Raw genomic sequence first — 17,425 nt, 5'->3', positions numbered from 1 at the left:
ATCCTACTTCTCGCGCAGGTCGTAGATGCGCCGCAGCTTGCCCACGGAGCGGGGCAGGGACTCCGGGTCCACGACGTCGATCCGGCAGCTGGAGCCGACGTGGATCTTGATCAGCTTCTGCAGTTCCAGGCCGGCGGCCTCGGCGCGGTCGGTGGTGCAGTCGTCTCGGCGTTCGATCTTCACCGCGAGCTGGTCCATGCGGTCGGGCCGGGTGATCTCCAGCTGGAAGTGCGGGGACAGGCCCGCGACCTTCAGGGCCAGCTCCTCGATCTGGCTCGGGAAGAGGTTCACCCCGCGCAGGATGATCATGTCGTCGCTGCGTCCGGTGATCCGGCCCATCCGCCGGTGGCCCGGGCGTGCGGTGCCGGGCAGCAGCCGGGTCAGGTCGTGGGTGCGGTAGCGGATGATCGGCAGGGCCTGCTTGGTCAGCGAGGTGAACACCAGTTCGCCGTGCTGGCCATCGGGCATGGTCTGGGAGGGGTCGAACGCGTCGATGATCTCCGGACGGAAGTGGTCCTCCCAGATGTGGCTGCCGTCCTTGGTCTGGTTCGATTCGCCGGCCACGCCCGGGCCCATGACCTCGCTCAGGCCGTAGATGTCGCAAGCGTCGAGGTCGAACATGACCTCGAGCTCGTGGCGCATCTCCTCGGTCCACGGTTCGGCACCGAGCACGGCGACCTTCAGCGACGTCGAGCGCGGGTCGATGCCCTGGCGCTGCATCGCGTCCCCAATGGTCAGCAGGTAGGTCGGGGTGCACAGGATCGCATCCGGGGCGAAGTCCTGGATGAGGGTGATCTGCTTCTCGGTCTGGCCTCCGGACATCGGGATCACGGTGGTGCCCAGGCGTTCGGCGGCGGCGTGGGCGCCCAGGCCGCCGGTGAACAGGCCGTAGCCGTAGGCGTTGTGGACCTTCCAGCCGGGCTTGACGCCGGACAGGCGCAGGCAGCGGGCGCCGAGCTTGGCCCAGTCGTCCAGGTCGGACTGGGTGTAGCCGACCACGGTGGCGCGGCCGGTGGTCCCGGAGGAGGCGTGGATGCGGGCGACCTGCTGCTGCGGGACGGCGAACATGCCGAACGGGTAGGTCTTGCGCAGGTCCTCCTTCTCGGTGAAGGGGAACTTCGCCAGGTCGGCCAGTTCCTTCAGGTCGCTCGGGTGCACGCCGGCGGCGTCGTACTTTTCCTTGTACAGGGGTACGCGGTCGTACGCGTAGGCGATGGTCTCCTGCAGCCGGGCAAGCTGGAGGGATTCGATCTCATCCCGGCTCATCGTCTCTTCGGGATCGAGCGGGTTGGGAAGTTCGGTGTCGGGGAGTGTCTGCGTCATGGCTGGCCCTTAGGTGATTGCAGGGGTGGGGTGGAACATGCACGACGCCGGATGGCTGGTTCCGGCGTCGTGCACCTAGCGCTTCGGGACGGTGCGCGACCGGCCGCGGAATTCGGCGACGATTTCCTCGCCGCCGTCAGGGGTGGACTGGCGGATCTGGATGTCGTAGATTCCGCTGCGCCCGGATTGCTGGCGGCGGGTGGCCTCCGCCGTCAGGATCCGGCCCGGGATGCCCGGGCGGATGAAGTTGATGTCGACGCCGGAGGCGACGGTGATCGTCTCGTCGGAGCCCTCGGGAGGGTTGCAGGCCATTGCGAACGCCGTATCGCCGAGGGCGAAGATCATCCCGCCGTGGCCGATCCCGAAGCCATTGAGCATCTCCGGGCGCAGCGTCATGGTGATCGTGGCTTCGCCGTCGGCGACATGCTGGACCTCGATGCCCAGCCACTCGGCCGTGTTGTCGTTGGCTAGGACGGCGTGGCGCGGCGCTGCGCCCGCGGTGGCCGATGCGACGTCGGTTTCGGTCATGCTGGAGCTCCATCCACGAATTACTGAACGTTCATTAGGTAATCCTGAATTGTGACTCAAGTCAAGCCACGTCCGGTCCGCAGCGGCACTGTGACGTCGTCGGTGGAAATTATCGCGACCACCCAGGGAAACTTCGCAGTCGCACGCGTCTACAGGCCCAGCAGCAGGTCGAGATGGCGGGCTGCTGCGAGGGTGACCACCACGTCGGCCACGTCCTGATGCTCGTCGGCAAGGTCCAGGACCACGTGGGCTGCCGACTGGAACTGGAGCGCCTTCTCACGCCTTCCTTGATGTACGGTCGCGCCTGCTGCGGGAGTCATGGGGTAGCCGTGTGAGCGCCGAGCCTGGCCTCAAGCCAACGACAAGCCGGGAGCACGGGGATGCCTTCGGCGATGATGTTCAAGAAAAGAGGATCCTGCTCCACCTCCGATTCCCGGTAGACCAACGGGCGTGCGTCATTGCCGGTCCAGGCGGAGACCTTGAGCGAGAGGTCTGTGAGGCGAGAGGTGGCCGCATCCTCGTCGTAGCCGTCGTGGAAGATGAAAAGGAGATCAACGTCGCTATCGTCATGCATCTCGTTCCGGGCGGCGGACCCGAAGAGGCGAACGTCCAGAGGCTCCACTGGCCACGCGCGGATCTCATCCCACACTTGTCCGAGAAGCATGTCTTTGGCGTGGGCCATCTCCGTAATGGACGCGGCGAGGAGGTGCTCCCGGTTGAGTCGATAGGAGCGCGTTTGGCCGGTGATGTCGCCCAAGGCGATACCTTGCTTGACGAGGCGCGCCAGGGCATTTCGGACACCGCTTTCCGAGTATTTCTCCGGGCTGAGGCGGTGGACGGCAGGTGCGGTGAAGCTGGTATCTGCACGCGCCAAGACAAGGAGGACGGCAGCGTCGACGGTGGGTGTCAGGGCGGCGATGGGGTTCTGTAGTCGCATGGAACCTCCGGATGCAGAATTCTACAGGTACATGCACTATTCTACAGCCGGGTCCGCAGGAGGGAAGCCGTTGACTAGCGCGCGGGTGTCGCCAACTACTCGCTGAGCCAGGCCTCAACCTCGGCCAGCAACTCGCCTTGCCGCTGCTCGGGCAGGAACGACGAGCGGATCGAATTGGCGGCCAGCAGGGCCAATGTCGCCTGGGAGAGTTCGAACGTGGACGTCACGCGGTCCAGGTTGTCGTCGAGGTAGCCGCCGAAATAGGAGGGATCATCGGAGTGGATCGAGACGTTCAATCCCGCCTCGATCATCCGGGGCAGTGGGTGGGCGGCCAGGTCGGTCACCGCGCGCAGCCTGACATTGGACAACGGGCAGACGGTCATCGGAACCTGCTCCTCGACGAGGCGCAGGACGAGTTCGTCGTCCTCCATCGCCCGGATCCCATGGTCGATCCGGGACACGTGGAGCACGTCCAGGGCCTCGCTGATGTAGGCCGGCGGGCCCTCCTCGCCGGCGTGGGCCACGCACTCCAGTCCTGCCTCGCGTGCCCGGTCGAACACCTGCGTGAATTCCGACGGCGGATGGCCCACCTCGGCGGAATCGAGCCCAATGCCGATGATGGGCGCGTCCATGGCGATCAGGTCCTCCAGCACGGCGAGTGCCTCGTCGGCCGGCTGGTCGCGGAGGAAGGCGGCGATCAGCGACGTCGACATGCCGAAGTCAGCGCGGCTGGTGGCAAGCGCCCGGGCCACGCCGCCGATGCTCGTGGCCAGGTCCACTCCGCGGGCCAGGTGGGCCTGCGGGTCGATGAAGATTTCCGCGTGGCGCACTCCGGCCGTGGCGGCGCGGCGCAGGTAGCCGGTCGTCATCGTGGCGAAGTCTTCCTCGGTGACCAGAACCGCCATATTGGCGTAGTACAAGTCGAGGAACGACTGCAGGTCGGTGAACTCGTAGCGGGCCCGTAGGTCATTGACATCCTGGTAGGGCAAGGAGATGCCGTTGCGGGCCGCGAGGTCGAAGATCAGCTCCGGCTCCAGGGTGCCTTCGATGTGCAGGTGCAACTCGGCCATCGGCGGCAGCGGGGACGGGGACGACGGGACGGGCGAACCGGACATGGGGCGGGCCTTTCTGGGGGGAAAAGTCCTCCCATGATGCCAGATGGCCGGCGGGGCTCCCGGACCCCGCCGGCTATCTGGACAGCCTCGCTAGATCCGTTCGGTGGAACCGAGGGCGTCGAGGGCGAAGGCGTAGTCCCAGGCACGGTCCTTCCACGCCTCGTAGCGGCCCGAGGCGCCCCCGTGGCCGCCGTCCATCTCGATCTTGAGAACGATCGGCTCCGTCCCGGTGCCGACCTCGCGCAGGCGCTGCACCCACTTGGCCGGCTCGACGTACAGCACCCGGGTGTCGTTGAAGCTGGTCACGGCGGCGATGCGGGGGTAGGGCACTGCCGCGATGTTCTCGTACGGGGTGTACGACTTCATGTAGGCGTAGACCTCGGAATCGGTGATCGGGTTGCCCCATTCCTCCCACTCCAGCGCGGACAAGGGCAGGTCGGGATCCAGGATGCTGGTGAGCGCGTCGACGAACGGCACCTGGGCGATGATCGCGGTGTAGAGCTGCGGGGCGAGGTTGGCCACGGCGCCCATCAGCAGGCCGCCGGCCGAGCCGCCCATCGCGGCCACCCGCTGCGGATCGGCCCATCCGGTGGTGACCACGTGTTCGGTGGCGACGACGAAGTCGCTGAAGGAGTTCTTCTTCGCCAGCTTCTTCCCGTCGTCGTACCAGTGGCGCCCCAGCTCCCCGCCACCGCGGACATGGGCGATGACGAAGACGACGCCACGGTCCAGCAGCGACAGGCGCGGGATGGAGAAGCCAGGGTCCATGCTCATCTCGTAGCTGCCGTACCCGTAGACGAGTACGGGGTTGGTGCCGTCGCGCTCGACCTCGCGGCGGCGGATGACCGAGAGTGGGATTCGGGTTCCGTCGGCGGCGGTGGCCCACTCGCGTTCGGCGCGGTAGGCGCCGGCGTCATACCGGCCCTTGACCGGGGTCTCCTTGCGCAGCGACAGTTCGCCGGTGGCCAGCGTGTAGTCGTAGATGCGCGGGGGAACCAGGAAGCTGGTGTACGCCAGCCGGATCAGCGGGGACTCGTACTCGGCGCCGGCGAGCGAACACGTGTAGAGCTCCTCGTCGAAGGAAGGTTCCACGACCGGGGACTGCGCCGGCGTGCCCAGGCCGGCGAGCGGGAGGACCTGGATGCGTTCGATCGTGTCCTGGCGGACGGAGACCACGGCATGCGTGGCGGTGACGGCGGTGCCTTCGATCTTCACGTCCTCGCGATGGGGGAAGACCGTGGCCCACCGCTGGTCGGCCAGCGGCTTGGTGAATTCGTCGGCACGGACCAGGGAGACCATGTTGTTCACGGCGTTCCGGTTGTGCGTCAGCAGGTAGGAGCGCTCGCCGTCGATCGTGACCGGGTCCATGCCGTGCAGGATGTGGGCTTCGCGGCCCAGCAACAGGCGGGGGGCGGCCAGCGGGTCGACGAGGTCCAGCGAGTGCGTTTCCGAGTATTCCGAGTTGCCGATGGAGATCAGCAGTTCGCGGCGGTCGGGGGAGAGGTCGAAGCCCATCCACATGCCCGGGTCGTCCTCCTGAAGCACGACGGCGTCCTGGGTGGGATCCTGGCCGAGGAGGTGGCTCTTGATCTGGTGGGGCCGCCACGACTCGTCGACGACGGTGTAGTAGACGCGGGTCCCGTCGGGGGAGAAGGCCAGGCCGTAGAAGACGTCCTCGATGACGTCCGGCAGCAGCTCCCCGGTGGTGAGGTCCTTGATGCGCAGGGTGAAGCGCTCGTCGCCGGCATTGTCTTCGGCGTAGGCGAGCAGGTTGCCGTCCTCGGTGACGGCCATCCCGCCGAGCGAGAAGAACGGCTTGCCCTCGGCCTCGGCGTTGCCGTCGAGCAGGACCTGTTCACCCTCGAACGGCTGGCCGGGTTCGATCACGGGCGGCGTCCAGTCGACGACGGGATCGCCCGAGTCGGTGGCCGCGACCCGGCAGTGGATGGCGTACTGCTGGCCCTCGGCGGTCCGGGTGAAGTACCACCAGCCGCGCTTGCGGGCCGGCACGGAGAGATCGGTCTCCTCGGTGCGTTCCTTGATCTCGGCGAAGATCGCCTCCCGAAGCCCCTGTTGTCCGGCGGTCACCGCGTCCGTGTAGGCGTTCTCGGCCTCCAGGTGGGCGACGACGTCGGGATTCTCCTTCTCGCGCAGCCACTCGTAGTCATCGGTGAACGTGTCGCCGTGGTGGGCACGCTCGACGGGGCGCTTGGCGGCGACGGGCGGCTGCTGACGTGTGGGGGATTGGCTCATGGGCACCATTCAACGCCATGTGGGCGCGGTCGGTCGTCCTGTTCGCCAGCGGCGTGTTGGCGGGGGTCTAGGACCTGGCCTGGCGGCGTCTGGTGTCACCGTGAAGCAGCCAGCCCATCGTGCGCCTCACCGAGTGTGCTGCCCGGTAATGAACGGCGACGGGAATGGTCCTTGCATGCCGGTCGGGACGCTCGACGGGAGGCAGGTCGGGAGCGGACACTTCTCTGGAAGCGCGCGTGCCCGAGATTGCAGCTTCCCACTGGTCCCGCTCGGCTCCGTCGTCGACGTAGTAGGCCCCGCGCCGTTCCCATGCTCCGTCGCCGCTGCGGGAGAAGACCTCTTGGAAGAAGGACCCGTCCTCCGCGTCGAAGCAGTTCGAGAGAAGCCACGAATCGACAGTGTCGATGTAGAGCTCGAAGTTGGTGAAGCGCTCGAGCGATCGTGGGACCGTCATGTGATCGCCCACCCCACCAGGCCGACGGCGGTGATCAGAAGCGCCCAGATGCCGATCGCGTAGCCGATGGCCAGGGCAGCCCGGGCGAGTCCCCTTCCACGGCCGCCTTGCGCGCGCAGCTGGCCCAGCGCGATGTGGCCGGCGCCCACGGCGAACACGGCCAGGACGGCAACACCCGTGAAGACGAGTGCGACCAGGCAGACGACGGCCAGCATCAGTGCGGCGATGGACCACCTGTTGTACCTGGCGTCGACCACTGCCGATTCGTGGGATATGGATGAAGCCATTTGTTTCCCCCTCGATCCTTCCCGAAGCCTAACGGGGCCCTTCCGCACTGACTAGGAGGTCTGGAGGCCACCGTTGCTGTGCAGGAGCTGGCCGTTGATCCAGGAGCCGGCATCGGAGAACAGGAAACGGACCAGGTTGGCGGTGTCCTCGGCCGTGCCCAGCCTTCCCGCGGGGGTGGCCTGGATCATCGCGGTGCGGAGGTCTTCATCCATCCAGCCGGTGTCGACCGGACCCGGGTTCACGACGTTGGATCGCACTCCCCGGTCGGCCAGTTCGATCGCCGCGGCGATGACGATCCGGTCCAGCGCGCCCTTGCTCGCGCCGTAGGGGAGGTTCCCGGCCGTGTGGTCGCTCGTGAGGGCGACGATCCTGCCGTTGACGCTGCCGTTCGGGCCTCCGGCCTCGGGCAGCTGTTCCGCGAAGGCCTTGATCAGCAGCCAGGAGGCTCGGGCGTTGATGGCGAAGTGCCGGTCCCAGCTGTCGACGTCCGTCGTGAGGATCGAGCTGTCCACCGACTCGCAGTGCGACAACACCAGGCCGTCCACCCGACCGCCTGGTGGGCGAGTTGCGATCAACTGCGCCGGAAGCTCCGGGTCGCCCAGGTCGCCGGGGGCAAGCGTGACCTCGGCGCCGGCGTCCCGGCACGCCTCCGCAACGGCCCGCGGATCGTCATCGCCGCGGTCGAGGTCGAGTCGGTCATCGTAGGGATTCCAGAAATTCAGGACCAGATCCCAGCCATCCCGGGCGAGCCCCAGGGCAATGCTGGAAGCGATCGAGCGCCGTCGCCCGACGCCGGTGACCAGGGCCAAGGGCCGGCGGGAATTTGGTGGCATGGCTTCGAGACTAGCTACTCGGCGTCGTGCCGTCATCGTCGCCAGCTTGGAATAGGCCAACGGCGGGACTGGTCGCCGAACGTGCGATCGGACGGCCCGATCTCACGAGGAGCAGTCGACGGCGACAGCCAGGGCGTCGCAGACTTCGCGCATTCGAGCGCCGGATACCTTCCCCAGGCGCTCGATGAGGATGGTGATCGAGACGCTCTCGATCGAATCGAGGTTGACCGCCGAGCGTAGCGGTACCGGGTCGTCGCCGGGTTCGAGGAGGACTTCGCTGGCAAGTCCCCGGATGGTCGTCGTGCACGGGGCAACGAGAGCGCGGCGATGCCTGGGGATGACCGCGTCACGGGACAGGACGACGACGGGTCGGCGGCCGATCTCGGGCATTTCGCACCACCACACTTCCCCCCGGGCGGGGAAAGCGGTCACGAGGCCGAAACCGCGCGCCGGAACGAGGCCAAGTCCCCCCAGGCGTCCGGTTCATCGAGTGGATGCACGTCGTAGGCGGCGTAGCTGGCATCCACTTCAGCGGAGCGGTGGCGGGCCAGCAACGCCGCGAGGGCCTCGTCCACGAGGACTGAATCTGTCGTCCCTGCAAGCTTGCGGGCGCTTGCCAGCAGATCGGCATCGACCGTTGTGCTCAAACGTATGCGTGCCATGCCACCATTATGCCACGATCATGGCGCACCGGGGCAGGCGCTGCCGTCCACCGGTTCCCGCCGCGCAGTGGTGCCCGGAATGAACTCGCGACGTACTTCCGTGGTGGACGCGCCTGAGTCGGGGACACCCGGGACGAGCAGGGGCCGATGGGACTCGAGCGACGACACAGCCGCGTGTATTCGGCACCAGCAGCTGACGGCTCGTCGCCGTCCTACCGCCACGGCGTCAGCGTGCAGGTGTACTGAACCTTGCCGTTGGCGTTGATGAGCTGGACCGTGAATTCGGAGCCGGCGTCGGCCACGCGGACGTGGCCGAAGTACTGGTGCTCGCCGGAGCGCGGAGAGCCCCGGGGCGGACCGGCCTGCTGGAAGTCGACCCGTGGGCCGAATGAAACCGGATGGCAGGATGGGCGCATGGCCACCAACAACACCGTCCCCGCCACCGCCAACCCCGCGATTGCCGCCTGGGCATCGGTCCTCGCCTACGCCCCCCGCTTCCTCGAACACCTGCGCGGCTTCGCCCGCCAGCCCGGATACCAGGTCGCCGTCGCCGTCGACGGGAACCTCCTGGGCGCATGCAGCGGCGGTTTCGCCGATGTCGCCTCGGGCGTCCCGATGGACGACGGCCACCAGTTCCGCATCGCCTCGCACTCCAAGATGTTCACCGCGACAGCCATCCTGCAGCTGGCCGACGCCGGCGCCCTCACCCTGGAGGACGCGCTCGCCGACCACCTTCCCGAACTGGCCGGAACCGACGCAGCAGACGTCACCGTCGGGGAACTGCTCTCGCACTCCTCGGGGCTGACCCGGGACGGCGCAGACTCCGACTTCTGGGTCCTCGGACGGGCCTTCCCCGACCGTGCCTCCCTGCTGGACACCGCAGCCCATGGCCGCGTCATCGCCCGGCACGAGCACTTCAAGTACACGAACATCGGGTACGGGCTGCTCGGGCTGGTCATCGAGGCGGCCAGCGGGCTGGACTACCGCGCCTACACCCGTGGGCACCTGGTCGAACCCCTCGGGCTGCGCCACACCGGGCCGGACCTGGACGCAGGATCGGGCCGGCTGGCCACCGGATACGGATCGCTCACGGTGGCTGGGGAGCCCTACACGCTGGAACACCGCACCGTGATCGACCACATCGACACCGGCGCCTTGAGCTCGGCGACCGGCTTCTACGCCACGGCGAGCGACGTGGTCCGCTTCCTCTCCGCCCTGCTTCCCGAGGGACCGGGACGGGCGGAGACCGGCACGGTGTTGGGCGAACATTCCAAGCGCCGCATGCAACGCAAGGTCGAATCCTCCGGCACCCCCGGACGGCACTACGGACTCGGGCTGATCCTGCAGGACGTCCACGGCCAGCCAACCTTCGGGCACAGCGGCGGGTACCCCGGACACATCACCCGCAGCTGGGCCCTGCCCGAGACGGGGGCGGCACTCAGTGTCCTGACCAACGCCATCGACGGACCGGCGACCTCGTGGGGCGAGCAGCTCATCGCCTTGGCGACCCTGTCCGCTCGGGAGGCACCGGCGTCGTCCTCCGGCATGCCGGGCGCTGAACGTGCCCGGTTCACGGGCCGGTTCGCCGGGCTGTGGGGCGTGCAGGACATCGTCGAGCTCGGCGGAAAGCTGTACTGCCTGGAGGTGGGGAGCCCGCCGGACCCGGAGACGACCGAGCCGCTGGACGTGCTCGACGGATCGCGTCTGCGGTCGCGCGATCCCAATGGCTTCGCGGGCTACGGGGAGGAACTGGTCTTCGAATTCGACGATGCCGGGGCGGCGGCGTTCCGTGGCCCGGGCGGGATGCGGATGGTGCGGCAGGCCGACTACCGGGTGCCGGAGCGGCTGGCCGACTCCGCAAGATGAGGCCGTCGCCGCACTGGGCGCCCGGGACCGGATCTACCACGCGCCGCTGGGCACTGCCTGTGAGGCGGGGCACCATGCTCTATTGTCTATGGGAGTCAAAGTCCCGTAAATACGGGCCGCACCACAAGGGAATGGGGTACTGACCTTGCGTCACCACCAGAGAACGGCCGGGCCCGGCCGACGCGGGACGGGGGTGGTGGTCGCGGCGTTCCTGGCCGTCGCCGCGCTGCTGTTCGGCGCCACCGGTGCCGCCGCCGACAGCACGTCGTCCAACTCCGCGGTTGAGGGCAAGACCTTCGTCATCGGCACCGACACCACGTTCGCGCCGTTCGAGTTCCGCGACTCCTCCGGCGAGATGACCGGGATCGACATCGACATCCTCAAGGCCATCGCCGAGGACCAGGGCTTCAACGTCGAGATCCGCTCGCTCGGCTTCAACGCCGCACTGCAGGCGCTGAGCTCGGACCAGGTGGACGGCGTCATCGCCGGCATGTCCATCACCGACGAGCGCAAGCAGGTCTACGACTTCTCCGAGCCCTACTTCGATTCCGGCGTGCAGATGGCCGTGGCCAAGGGCAACGACGACGTCACCAGCTACGAGGACCTCAGGGGCAAGACGGTCACCGCCAAGACCGGCGCCGAAGGCGAGGCGTTCGCCAAGTCGATCGCCCAGAAGTACGGCTTCACGGTCAAGTCCCTGGACCAGTCCGCCAGCATGTACGAACTGGTGAAGTCCGGCAACGCCGTCGCGGTGTTCGACGACTACCCGGTGCTGGCCTACGGCGTCGCGCAGAACAACGGCCTGAAGATCGTCACCGACAAGGAGCCCGGCGGCTCTTACGGCTTCGCCGTGAACAAGGGCAAGAACGCCGACCTGCTCGCGGCGTTCAACGACGGCCTGGCCAAGCTCAAGGCCAGCGGCAAGTACGACGAGATCCTCGACAGCTACCTGGCCGACCCCTCGGCAGCCCAGCCGACCACCTTCTGGGAGCTGCTGGGCAACTCGCTGCCGGCACTGCTCAAGGGCCTGAAGAACACCCTGCTCGTCACGGGCATCTCCTTCGTCGTGGCCATGGTCATCGGCCTGGCCGCCGGGTTCATGAAGATCGCCCGCAACATCGTCGTGAGGGGCATCTCCACCACGTTCGTGAACATCTTCCGCGGCACCCCCCTGCTGCTGTGGGCGTTCATGTTCTACTTCGGCATCCCCCAGCTGACCGGCCTCCCGATCAACATCTGGGTGGCCGCGGTGCTGACGCTGTCGCTCAACTCCGGTGCCTACGTCGCGGAGATTGTGCGCGGCGGCATCCAGTCGGTCGACCCGGGCCAGATGGAGGCCAGCCGCTCGCTGGGCCTGGGCTATGGGAAGTCCATGCAGAAGGTCGTGGTGCCGCAGGCGTTCAAGATCATGACGCCGTCGCTGATCAACCAGCTGATCATCATGCTCAAGGACTCCTCGCTGCTGCTGGCCATCGGCTTTGCCGAACTGCTCTACCAGGGCCAGCAGATCTACGCGGCGAACTTCCGCGTCACCGAGACGCTGCTGATCGTCGGCGTCATCTACTTCGTCGCCGTCATGCTGCTGACGAAGCTTGCCAACTTCGCCGACCGGAGGTTCAACAAATGAGCACGTCGTCAAACGAGACGGCCCGTAAGCCGATGATCGAGGTGCGTGGCCTGCGCAAGTCCTTCGGGTCCAACGAGGTGCTGCAGGGCATCGACGCCGAGGTCGCCGAGGGTGAAGTCGTCTGCGTGATCGGCCCCTCGGGCTCGGGCAAGTCGACCTTCCTGCGCTGCCTGAACAAGCTCGAGGACATCTCCGGGGGCCACGTGGTGGTCGACGGGTTCGACCTGACCGACCCCAAGGTGGACATTAACGAGGTCCGCCGCCACATCGGCATGGTGTTCCAGCACTTCAACCTCTTCCCCCACATGACCGTGGTGGAGAACGTGATGCTGGCCCCGGTCGAGTCGAAGAAGGCGTCCAAGTCCGAGGCACGCCAGAAGGCCATCGAGCTGCTCACGCGCGTGGGCCTGGCCGAGAAGGCCGATGCCCGTCCGGCGGCCCTGTCCGGCGGGCAGAAGCAGCGCGTCGCGATCGCCCGCGCGCTGGCCATGAATCCGGGCATCATGCTCTTCGACGAGGCCACCAGCGCCCTGGACCCCGAGATGGTCGGCGAGGTCCTGCAGGTCATCCGCGACCTGGCCACGTCCGGCATGACCCTGGTGCTGGTCACCCACGAGATGGGCTTCGCCCGCGAGGTCGGCGACCGGGTGATCTTCATGGCCGACGGCGTCGTCTGCGAGGAGGGCACCCCGGACCAGCTCTTCGGCAACCCGCAGCAGGAACGCACGAAGGAATTCCTCTCCAAGGTCCTGTAGCACTCAAGGACCCAGGACGACGGCGGGAATCCGGCAGGTGCCAGATCCCCGCCGTCGCTGTCTGCCGGGGCGGCGCCGGTGTCAGCCGGCGGCCTGCCGGACGAGGGTGCGATTGCGGTCCTCGACCTCGGGCGTCAGTTCGGCGAGGGCCTACGAGCTCGGCCACATCGCCCCGTCGTCGAGCGCCGCCTTGTCGCTGAAACCGAGCGTCGAATGCCGCGCCTTGAACTTCGCGGCGTCCTGGAAGAAGACGATCACGTCCTTGCCCTTGGCGTAGGCGGGCATGCCGTACCAGGTCCGCGGGGCCAACTCGGGTGCACTGTCGGTGACGATCTCATGGATGCGCTCGGCCATGCCGCGGTCCGGCTCGGCCATGGCCGCGATCTTGTCCAGCACATCCTGGGTGCCGTCCGACTTGGACACCTTTGACGTCTTCTTGAGTTCCTGCGAGCGTTCCTTCATGGCCGCGCGCTCGTCGTCGCTGAACGTCTGGCGGTCTGACGCGCTGGGGGAGGTCTTCTCGGTCATGGTCGTGCTCCTTGTGGTGTCCGGATGGGTGCTGCTGGACCCAGCCTACGGTCGGCCATTCGGCGCCGCTTCTCGGATCCTGCTCGATCCGCACGTCGTGCGGTGGCAGCTCCCCTTGTCCGGGAACCTCCCCGGTGCCTACGGTTGGGACGCAGGCACCGGGCCGACGGGCTCCGGGCCGGCAGGCGGCAGCCGTCGTCGTGCAGGCAACGAGCGAAGGAGCAACGCATGAGTTCGACCATGCCGGAACGCGATCCCAACATGGAACCTGATCCCGGAGCCGAATTCGTCCCCGATCCCGAGGACGCCACCGGCGACCCGCTGGACCCGGTGCCGATGGACGGCCGCGACTCGCAGCCCGCCGAGGGTTCCTCCGACAACGCGGCGATGATGGAGGAAGGCGACCCGCTGCGTGAGCCCGGGTACGCCGAGGCCGAGGAACTGCCCTACGTCGAGGACGAGGTCAACGAGCTGGAGGACTCGGGGGAACTGGCCGACCCGGCGGCCGACCAGTTGGCGAACGAATCGCTCGACGCCGAGCAGGACCCCGAGGTCGACGCCGAGTTGGCAGCGGATGCAGGCAACGATTTCCGGCCACTGGCCGACCCCGCGGCAGAGGACCCCGGCACGGACGAGGATCTCGACGATGAACTGGACGAGGAACTGGGGGAGGACCCGGACTCCGCGTCCAGCTAGACCCCACCGGCAGGGCCCGGCCCCATCGGTTGCACGATCCCGGGGCCCGGCCCTGCCGTGTCGATGCGTTCAGGCGAGGATCCACTCGGCGGCGACGCACAGCAGGGCTGCCAGTGGCATCAACAGGTGCGGGGTGACGGCGGCAAGCCAGTGCCCGCGCCCCGCGGGGCGATGCCCCTGCCCGCTGGGCTCGGTGATGGCGTCCGACCCGGACTGCAGGGCATCCAGAACGGCCCACGCGCTTGCTGCCAGCAATACGGCTCCGGAGACGAGGGCCACCCAGCCCGGAGGCCATGACACCAGCGCCGCATGGCCCCGCTCCGGTGCGAGGAACGCCGATCCCGTGGCGGCGAGGACCGCGAGACTGAAGGCAACGGCGAAGACCCACAGGTGTCGTACGGCAACATCGAAGTACCACGGCAGCGCCAGGACCACCGCCAGCGGGACCAGGTACAGCAGCAGTTGCGGGAGCGAGATGTCGAAGGCCACGCCGTCGAAGAGGGCCGATACCGCCGACACGAAGACCAGCAGGCCCGGCAGCGACACCGCTGGCCCCATGACAACAGGATCCGTCGGTCGGACCGCGGGTGCCGTCGGAAGTCCGAACTGGGTGGCGTAGGAGCGCGGGTCCCCGAAGGCCTCGCGGGCGTGCTCCCCGGAATCGGCGAGATGTCCCCGGACCACGGCGATGGCATCGCCGATGGCGTCGCCCCGGACGTTGCGCAGCCGCAGGGCCAGGGTGAGTTCGTCGATCCACGCCTGGTCCGTTTCGGTGTTGGTCATCGTCCTGTTCCTTCTCCGGTGGTGGGGAATGCGGTCCGTGGTTCCGCCGCCTCTGCCGCCGGGATCGGCGAGCGGCCCAGGTACGTCCGGGTGGTCGCGGTGAAGCGGCCCCACGCGGTGCGCTGGCGGGCCAGTTCGTCCCGCCCGGCACCGGTCAGGGAAAAGTACTTGCGGCCGGGCCCCGAGGTCCCGGCTCGCCACTCGGTGGCGACCCACCCTGCGGACTCGTACCGTGCCAGCAACGGGTACAGCGTCCCGCCCTTGACCGAGCCGAACCCCGCTGCGTCCAACGCGGAGATGATGGCGTACCCGTAGGACGGCCTGGCCTCGAGCGACTGCAGGACGCACAGTCCCAACACGGCGCGCATCCAGTCGGTCGGCCAGGGGGGACCGGGGGACTCGCCGTCGTCCTGCGCAGTCTGGGTCTGCATACCTAGATTGTGTGTCTAACTAGTATGGCTGTCAAGCACGAACAGGTGCCTCCGAGGCGCCTGGCGGCCCTCGCCAATTGACGGGCGGGTGATCCACCGCATATCCTGAACGAACGGTCAGTAATTCAAAACTTGTCACAGTGAGGTGAGCCCCATGGCTGCACAGAACGACCCGAAAGGGCCCCTGTCCGCGGTGCTGACGCCCGAGGAAGAGGCGGCGCAGGAGCATTTCGATGCGGTCATCGCGGACGATTCGCGCATTGAGCCGCGCGACTGGATGCCGGAGGGGTACCGCAAGACCCTCACCCGCCAGATCTCCCAGCACGCGCATTCGGAGATCATCGGCATGCAGCCCGAGGCCAACTGGATCACCCGCGCCCCGAGCCTGAAACGCAAGTCGATCCTCATGGCCAAGGTCCAGGACGAGGCCGGCCACGGGCTCTACCTCTACTCCGCCGCCGAAACGCTGGGCACCCCGCGCCACGTGCTGAACGACCAGCTGCTCACCGGCAAGGCCAAGTACTCCTCGATCTTCAACTACCCCGCCCGCTCCTGGGCGGACATGGGGGCCATCGGCTGGCTCGTCGACGGCGCCGCGATCGTCAACCAGGTCCCGCTGTGCCGCGCCTCCTATGGCCCCTACGGCCGCGCCATGGTCCGGGTCTGCAAGGAGGAGTCCTTCCACCAGCGCCAGGGCTTCGAGATCCTCATGGAGCTCGCCGCCGGCACCGAGGAGCAGAAGCAGATGGCCCAGGACGCCATCAACCGCTTCTACGAGCCCTCCCTGATGATGTTCGGACCCCCGGACGGCGATTCGCCCAACTCGCAGCAGTCGATGAAGTGGAAGATCAAGCGCTTCTCCAACGACGACCTGCGCCAGCGCTTCGTCGGCATGATCGCAGAACAGGTCAAGGTCCTCGGACTGACCCTGCCCGACCCCGAGCTGCGCTTCGACGAGGAATCCGGCAAGTGGATCCACAAGGAGCTGAACTGGGCCGAGTTCAAGGCAGTCATCTCCGGGAACGGACCCTGCAATGCCCAGCGCCTGCAGCGCCGCCGCGACGCCCACGCCGACGGCGCCTGGGTCCGCGAAGCCGCAGCGGCATACGCCGAGAAGATGAACCAGAAAGCCGAGGTGGCCTAGGTGGCCCAGGAACCCAACCAGCACGACGCCGGTACCCCCTCCACGCGCGAATGGCCCCTCTGGGAGGTCTTTGTCCGTTCCTCGCGCGGGCTCTCCCACGTGCACGCCGGATCGCTGCACGCCCCCGACGCCGAGATGGCCGTGCGCAACGCCCGTGACCTCTACACCCGCCGCAACGAGGGCGTGTCCCTCTGGGTCGTGGCCTCGGAGGACATCGTCGCCTCGGATCCCGACTCCAAGGGCCAGTTCTTCGAATCCCCGCAGGGCAAGGACTACCGCCACGCCACGTACTACAAGAAGAGCGAAGGCGTGAAGCACCTGTGAGCCACACCGAGACCCACAACGAGACCCACGACAGCGCCGAGAGCTACGGCGACTCGACCGCCTCGGCCACCCGCATCACCCCCGGCAATGCCCTGCGTCCGGAGGACATCCAGCTCCAGCAGGACGCCCCCTCGGAGCCGGTGGCGCAGTACGCGTTGCGCTTGGGCGATGACGCCCTGATCCTGGCCCAACGCCTCTCCCACTGGATCTCCCGCGGACCGGAGATCGAGGAGGACATCGCCCTGGGCAACATCGCCCTGGACCAGCTCGGCCACGCGCGCTCCTTCCTCTCCTACGCCGGCCTGGCGTGGGGCAAGAGCGAGGACGACCTGGCCTATTGGCGCGAGGAATCCGAGTTCCGTTCGCTGCACCTCTTCGAACAGCCCAACGGCGACTTCGGCGTCACCATCGTGCGCCAGCTGGCCGTGGCGATCTACCAGCACCTGCTCTACACCGCGCTGCTGGACTCCTCCGATCCGACGATCGCTGCCATCAGCGCCAAGGCCGTCAAGGAGGTCGACTACCACCGCGACCACGCCATCATGTGGACACGCCGGCTGGGCCTGGGCACCGACGAGTCGGCAGCCCGGATGCGCCACGCACTCGAGGTCATCTGGCCGTACGTCGACGAACTGTTCGGCGACGAGGACCTGCATGACGAGCTCGGCGACGCCGGAGTCCGCCCCTCGACCCTGCGCGAGCCGTGGCTGGCCGAATTCACCGCGGTGCTCGACTCCGCGGACCTCGAGGTCCCGTCCATGCCCTTCGCGATGTGCAACGGCCGCGGCGGCGAGCACTCCGAGCACCTGGGCTACCTGCTGGCGGAAATGCAGGTGCTCGCCCGCAAGCACCCGGGCGCCACCTGGTAAGGAGGAACC

Annotated in this window: 22 protein-coding genes; 7 read left to right on the top strand and 15 right to left on the bottom strand. The window is 67.7% G+C overall.

Going from position 1 to position 17,425, the window contains the following annotated elements:
* Positions 1-3: 3 nt before the first annotated feature.
* The 12 genes from AB8M85_RS02140 to AB8M85_RS02085 form a co-directional block, all read right to left on the bottom strand.
* A complete protein-coding gene (locus AB8M85_RS02140) occupies positions 4-1,323 on the bottom strand; it encodes an AMP-binding protein (RefSeq protein ID WP_372697119.1) in 1,320 nt (439 codons plus the stop codon).
* Positions 1,324-1,398: 75 nt separating this feature from the next.
* Positions 1,399-1,851 (bottom strand): hydroxyphenylacetyl-CoA thioesterase PaaI, encoded by a 453-nt coding sequence (paaI, locus tag AB8M85_RS02135; RefSeq protein WP_372697118.1) that lies wholly within the window; start codon positions 1,849-1,851, stop codon positions 1,399-1,401.
* Positions 1,852-2,000: 149 nt separating this feature from the next.
* Positions 2,001-2,171, bottom strand: a complete 171-nt coding sequence (locus AB8M85_RS02130; protein ID WP_372697117.1) for a hypothetical protein — start codon at positions 2,169-2,171, stop codon at positions 2,001-2,003.
* A complete protein-coding gene (locus AB8M85_RS02125) occupies positions 2,168-2,788 on the bottom strand; it encodes a nucleotidyltransferase domain-containing protein (RefSeq protein WP_372697116.1) in 621 nt (206 codons plus the stop codon). Before AB8M85_RS02125 ends, AB8M85_RS02130 begins: the two co-directional genes overlap by 4 nt.
* Positions 2,789-2,883: 95 nt before the next feature.
* Complete coding sequence (locus AB8M85_RS02120; RefSeq protein WP_372697115.1) at positions 2,884-3,903, bottom strand: adenosine deaminase; 1,020 nt, start codon at positions 3,901-3,903, stop codon at positions 2,884-2,886.
* 90 nt (positions 3,904-3,993) lie between these two features.
* Complete coding sequence (locus tag AB8M85_RS02115) at positions 3,994-6,156, bottom strand: S9 family peptidase (RefSeq protein WP_372697114.1); 2,163 nt, start codon at positions 6,154-6,156, stop codon at positions 3,994-3,996.
* Between the two features lie 67 nt (positions 6,157-6,223).
* The gene (locus tag AB8M85_RS02110; RefSeq protein ID WP_372697113.1) at positions 6,224-6,610 is read right to left on the bottom strand and encodes a hypothetical protein; all 387 of its coding nucleotides are present in this window, start codon (positions 6,608-6,610) and stop codon (positions 6,224-6,226) included.
* Positions 6,607-6,897: a hypothetical protein gene (locus tag AB8M85_RS02105; RefSeq protein WP_372697112.1), complete on the bottom strand. Its 291-nt coding sequence runs from the start codon at positions 6,895-6,897 to the stop codon at positions 6,607-6,609. The genes AB8M85_RS02110 and AB8M85_RS02105 overlap by 4 nt, the downstream gene beginning before the upstream one ends.
* 51 nt (positions 6,898-6,948) lie before the next feature.
* On the bottom strand, positions 6,949-7,731 hold the full coding sequence (locus AB8M85_RS02100) for an SDR family oxidoreductase (protein WP_372697111.1): 783 nt from the start codon (positions 7,729-7,731) through the stop codon (positions 6,949-6,951).
* A 102-nt stretch (positions 7,732-7,833) separates the two neighbouring features.
* Positions 7,834-8,136 (bottom strand): type II toxin-antitoxin system PemK/MazF family toxin, encoded by a 303-nt coding sequence (locus AB8M85_RS02095; RefSeq protein WP_372697694.1) that lies wholly within the window; start codon positions 8,134-8,136, stop codon positions 7,834-7,836.
* A 23-nt stretch (positions 8,137-8,159) separates the two neighbouring features.
* Positions 8,160-8,393, bottom strand: coding sequence for an antitoxin MazE5 (locus AB8M85_RS02090; protein ID WP_372697110.1), 234 nt, complete (start codon positions 8,391-8,393; stop codon positions 8,160-8,162).
* 212 nt (positions 8,394-8,605) lie between these two features.
* Positions 8,606-8,815, bottom strand: a complete 210-nt coding sequence (locus AB8M85_RS02085) for a hypothetical protein (protein ID WP_372697109.1) — start codon at positions 8,813-8,815, stop codon at positions 8,606-8,608.
* On the opposite strand from AB8M85_RS02085, the gene AB8M85_RS02080 reads away from it, so the two are divergent.
* The 3 genes from AB8M85_RS02080 (at position 8,808) to AB8M85_RS02070 (ending at position 12,641) form a co-directional block, all read left to right on the top strand.
* Positions 8,808-10,259, top strand: coding sequence for a serine hydrolase domain-containing protein (locus AB8M85_RS02080; protein WP_372697108.1), 1,452 nt, complete (start codon positions 8,808-8,810; stop codon positions 10,257-10,259). The genes AB8M85_RS02085 and AB8M85_RS02080 overlap by 8 nt on opposite strands.
* A gap of 193 nt (positions 10,260-10,452) precedes the next feature.
* On the top strand, positions 10,453-11,886 hold the full coding sequence (locus AB8M85_RS02075; protein WP_372697107.1) for an amino acid ABC transporter substrate-binding protein/permease: 1,434 nt from the start codon (positions 10,453-10,455) through the stop codon (positions 11,884-11,886).
* On the top strand, positions 11,883-12,641 hold the full coding sequence (locus tag AB8M85_RS02070; protein WP_372697106.1) for an amino acid ABC transporter ATP-binding protein: 759 nt from the start codon (positions 11,883-11,885) through the stop codon (positions 12,639-12,641). The genes AB8M85_RS02075 and AB8M85_RS02070 overlap by 4 nt, the downstream gene beginning before the upstream one ends.
* Positions 12,642-12,791: 150 nt before the next feature.
* Here AB8M85_RS02070 and AB8M85_RS02065 read toward each other — a convergent pair whose 3' ends face one another.
* Positions 12,792-13,169 carry an iron chaperone gene (locus AB8M85_RS02065; protein ID WP_372697105.1) on the bottom strand — a complete coding sequence of 126 codons (378 nt, stop codon included), beginning with the start codon at positions 13,167-13,169 and terminating at the stop codon, positions 12,792-12,794.
* A 228-nt stretch (positions 13,170-13,397) separates the two neighbouring features.
* On the opposite strand from AB8M85_RS02065, the gene AB8M85_RS02060 reads away from it, so the two are divergent.
* On the top strand, positions 13,398-13,865 hold the full coding sequence (locus tag AB8M85_RS02060) for a hypothetical protein (protein ID WP_372697104.1): 468 nt from the start codon (positions 13,398-13,400) through the stop codon (positions 13,863-13,865).
* Between the two features lie 69 nt (positions 13,866-13,934).
* Here AB8M85_RS02060 and AB8M85_RS02055 read toward each other — a convergent pair whose 3' ends face one another.
* Both AB8M85_RS02055 and AB8M85_RS02050 read right to left on the bottom strand, forming a co-directional pair.
* Positions 13,935-14,648 carry a hypothetical protein gene (locus tag AB8M85_RS02055; RefSeq protein WP_372697103.1) on the bottom strand — a complete coding sequence of 238 codons (714 nt, stop codon included), beginning with the start codon at positions 14,646-14,648 and terminating at the stop codon, positions 13,935-13,937.
* On the bottom strand, positions 14,645-15,079 hold the full coding sequence (locus tag AB8M85_RS02050; RefSeq protein ID WP_372697102.1) for a PadR family transcriptional regulator: 435 nt from the start codon (positions 15,077-15,079) through the stop codon (positions 14,645-14,647). The genes AB8M85_RS02055 and AB8M85_RS02050 overlap by 4 nt, the downstream gene beginning before the upstream one ends.
* Positions 15,080-15,233: 154 nt before the next feature.
* On the opposite strand from AB8M85_RS02050, the gene paaA reads away from it, so the two are divergent.
* Genes paaA through paaC form a run of 3 tightly spaced genes read left to right on the top strand, consistent with a single transcriptional unit; the run spans position 15,234 to position 17,416 of the window.
* Complete coding sequence (gene paaA, locus AB8M85_RS02045; RefSeq protein ID WP_372697101.1) at positions 15,234-16,223, top strand: 1,2-phenylacetyl-CoA epoxidase subunit PaaA; 990 nt, start codon at positions 15,234-15,236, stop codon at positions 16,221-16,223.
* Positions 16,224-16,547 (top strand): 1,2-phenylacetyl-CoA epoxidase subunit PaaB, encoded by a 324-nt coding sequence (gene paaB, locus AB8M85_RS02040; protein WP_372697100.1) that lies wholly within the window; start codon positions 16,224-16,226, stop codon positions 16,545-16,547. It abuts the gene before it with no gap.
* Positions 16,544-17,416 carry a 1,2-phenylacetyl-CoA epoxidase subunit PaaC gene (paaC, locus tag AB8M85_RS02035; RefSeq protein ID WP_372697099.1) on the top strand — a complete coding sequence of 291 codons (873 nt, stop codon included), beginning with the start codon at positions 16,544-16,546 and terminating at the stop codon, positions 17,414-17,416. The genes paaB and paaC overlap by 4 nt, the downstream gene beginning before the upstream one ends.
* Positions 17,417-17,425: the final 9 nt, after the last annotated feature.

The sequence above is a fragment of the Arthrobacter sp. JSM 101049 genome (genome assembly GCF_041679245.1).
Classification (GTDB): Bacteria; Actinomycetota; Actinomycetes; order Actinomycetales; family Micrococcaceae; genus Arthrobacter_H.
Note: the sequence above shows the minus strand (reverse complement) of the source record. Positions and strands in the feature narration are given on the sequence as shown.

Bases quoted from the DNA above. Each gene is read 5' to 3' on its own strand.
- AB8M85_RS02125 (WP_372697116.1), bottom strand. From the start codon at position 2,788: ATGCGACTACAGAACCCCATCGCCGCCCTGACACCCACCGTCGACGCT.
- AB8M85_RS02055 (WP_372697103.1), bottom strand. From the start codon at position 14,648: ATGACCAACACCGAAACGGACCAGGCGTGGATCGACGAACTCACCCTG.
- AB8M85_RS02100 (WP_372697111.1), bottom strand. From the start codon at position 7,731: ATGCCACCAAATTCCCGCCGGCCCTTGGCCCTGGTCACCGGCGTCGGG.
- AB8M85_RS02130 (WP_372697117.1), bottom strand. From the start codon at position 2,171: ATGACTCCCGCAGCAGGCGCGACCGTACATCAAGGAAGGCGTGAGAAG.
- AB8M85_RS02105 (WP_372697112.1), bottom strand. From the start codon at position 6,897: ATGGCTTCATCCATATCCCACGAATCGGCAGTGGTCGACGCCAGGTAC.
- AB8M85_RS02070 (WP_372697106.1), top strand. From the start codon at position 11,883: ATGAGCACGTCGTCAAACGAGACGGCCCGTAAGCCGATGATCGAGGTG.
- paaA (WP_372697101.1), top strand. From the start codon at position 15,234: ATGGCTGCACAGAACGACCCGAAAGGGCCCCTGTCCGCGGTGCTGACG.
- AB8M85_RS02060 (WP_372697104.1), top strand. From the start codon at position 13,398: ATGAGTTCGACCATGCCGGAACGCGATCCCAACATGGAACCTGATCCC.
- AB8M85_RS02115 (WP_372697114.1), bottom strand. From the start codon at position 6,156: ATGAGCCAATCCCCCACACGTCAGCAGCCGCCCGTCGCCGCCAAGCGC.
- AB8M85_RS02110 (WP_372697113.1), bottom strand. From the start codon at position 6,610: ATGACGGTCCCACGATCGCTCGAGCGCTTCACCAACTTCGAGCTCTAC.
- AB8M85_RS02140 (WP_372697119.1), bottom strand. From the start codon at position 1,323: ATGACGCAGACACTCCCCGACACCGAACTTCCCAACCCGCTCGATCCC.
- paaI (WP_372697118.1), bottom strand. From the start codon at position 1,851: ATGACCGAAACCGACGTCGCATCGGCCACCGCGGGCGCAGCGCCGCGC.
- AB8M85_RS02120 (WP_372697115.1), bottom strand. From the start codon at position 3,903: ATGTCCGGTTCGCCCGTCCCGTCGTCCCCGTCCCCGCTGCCGCCGATG.
- AB8M85_RS02065 (WP_372697105.1), bottom strand. From the start codon at position 13,169: ATGACCGAGAAGACCTCCCCCAGCGCGTCAGACCGCCAGACGTTCAGC.
- AB8M85_RS02050 (WP_372697102.1), bottom strand. From the start codon at position 15,079: ATGCAGACCCAGACTGCGCAGGACGACGGCGAGTCCCCCGGTCCCCCC.
- AB8M85_RS02080 (WP_372697108.1), top strand. From the start codon at position 8,808: ATGGCCACCAACAACACCGTCCCCGCCACCGCCAACCCCGCGATTGCC.
- AB8M85_RS02090 (WP_372697110.1), bottom strand. From the start codon at position 8,393: ATGGCACGCATACGTTTGAGCACAACGGTCGATGCCGATCTGCTGGCA.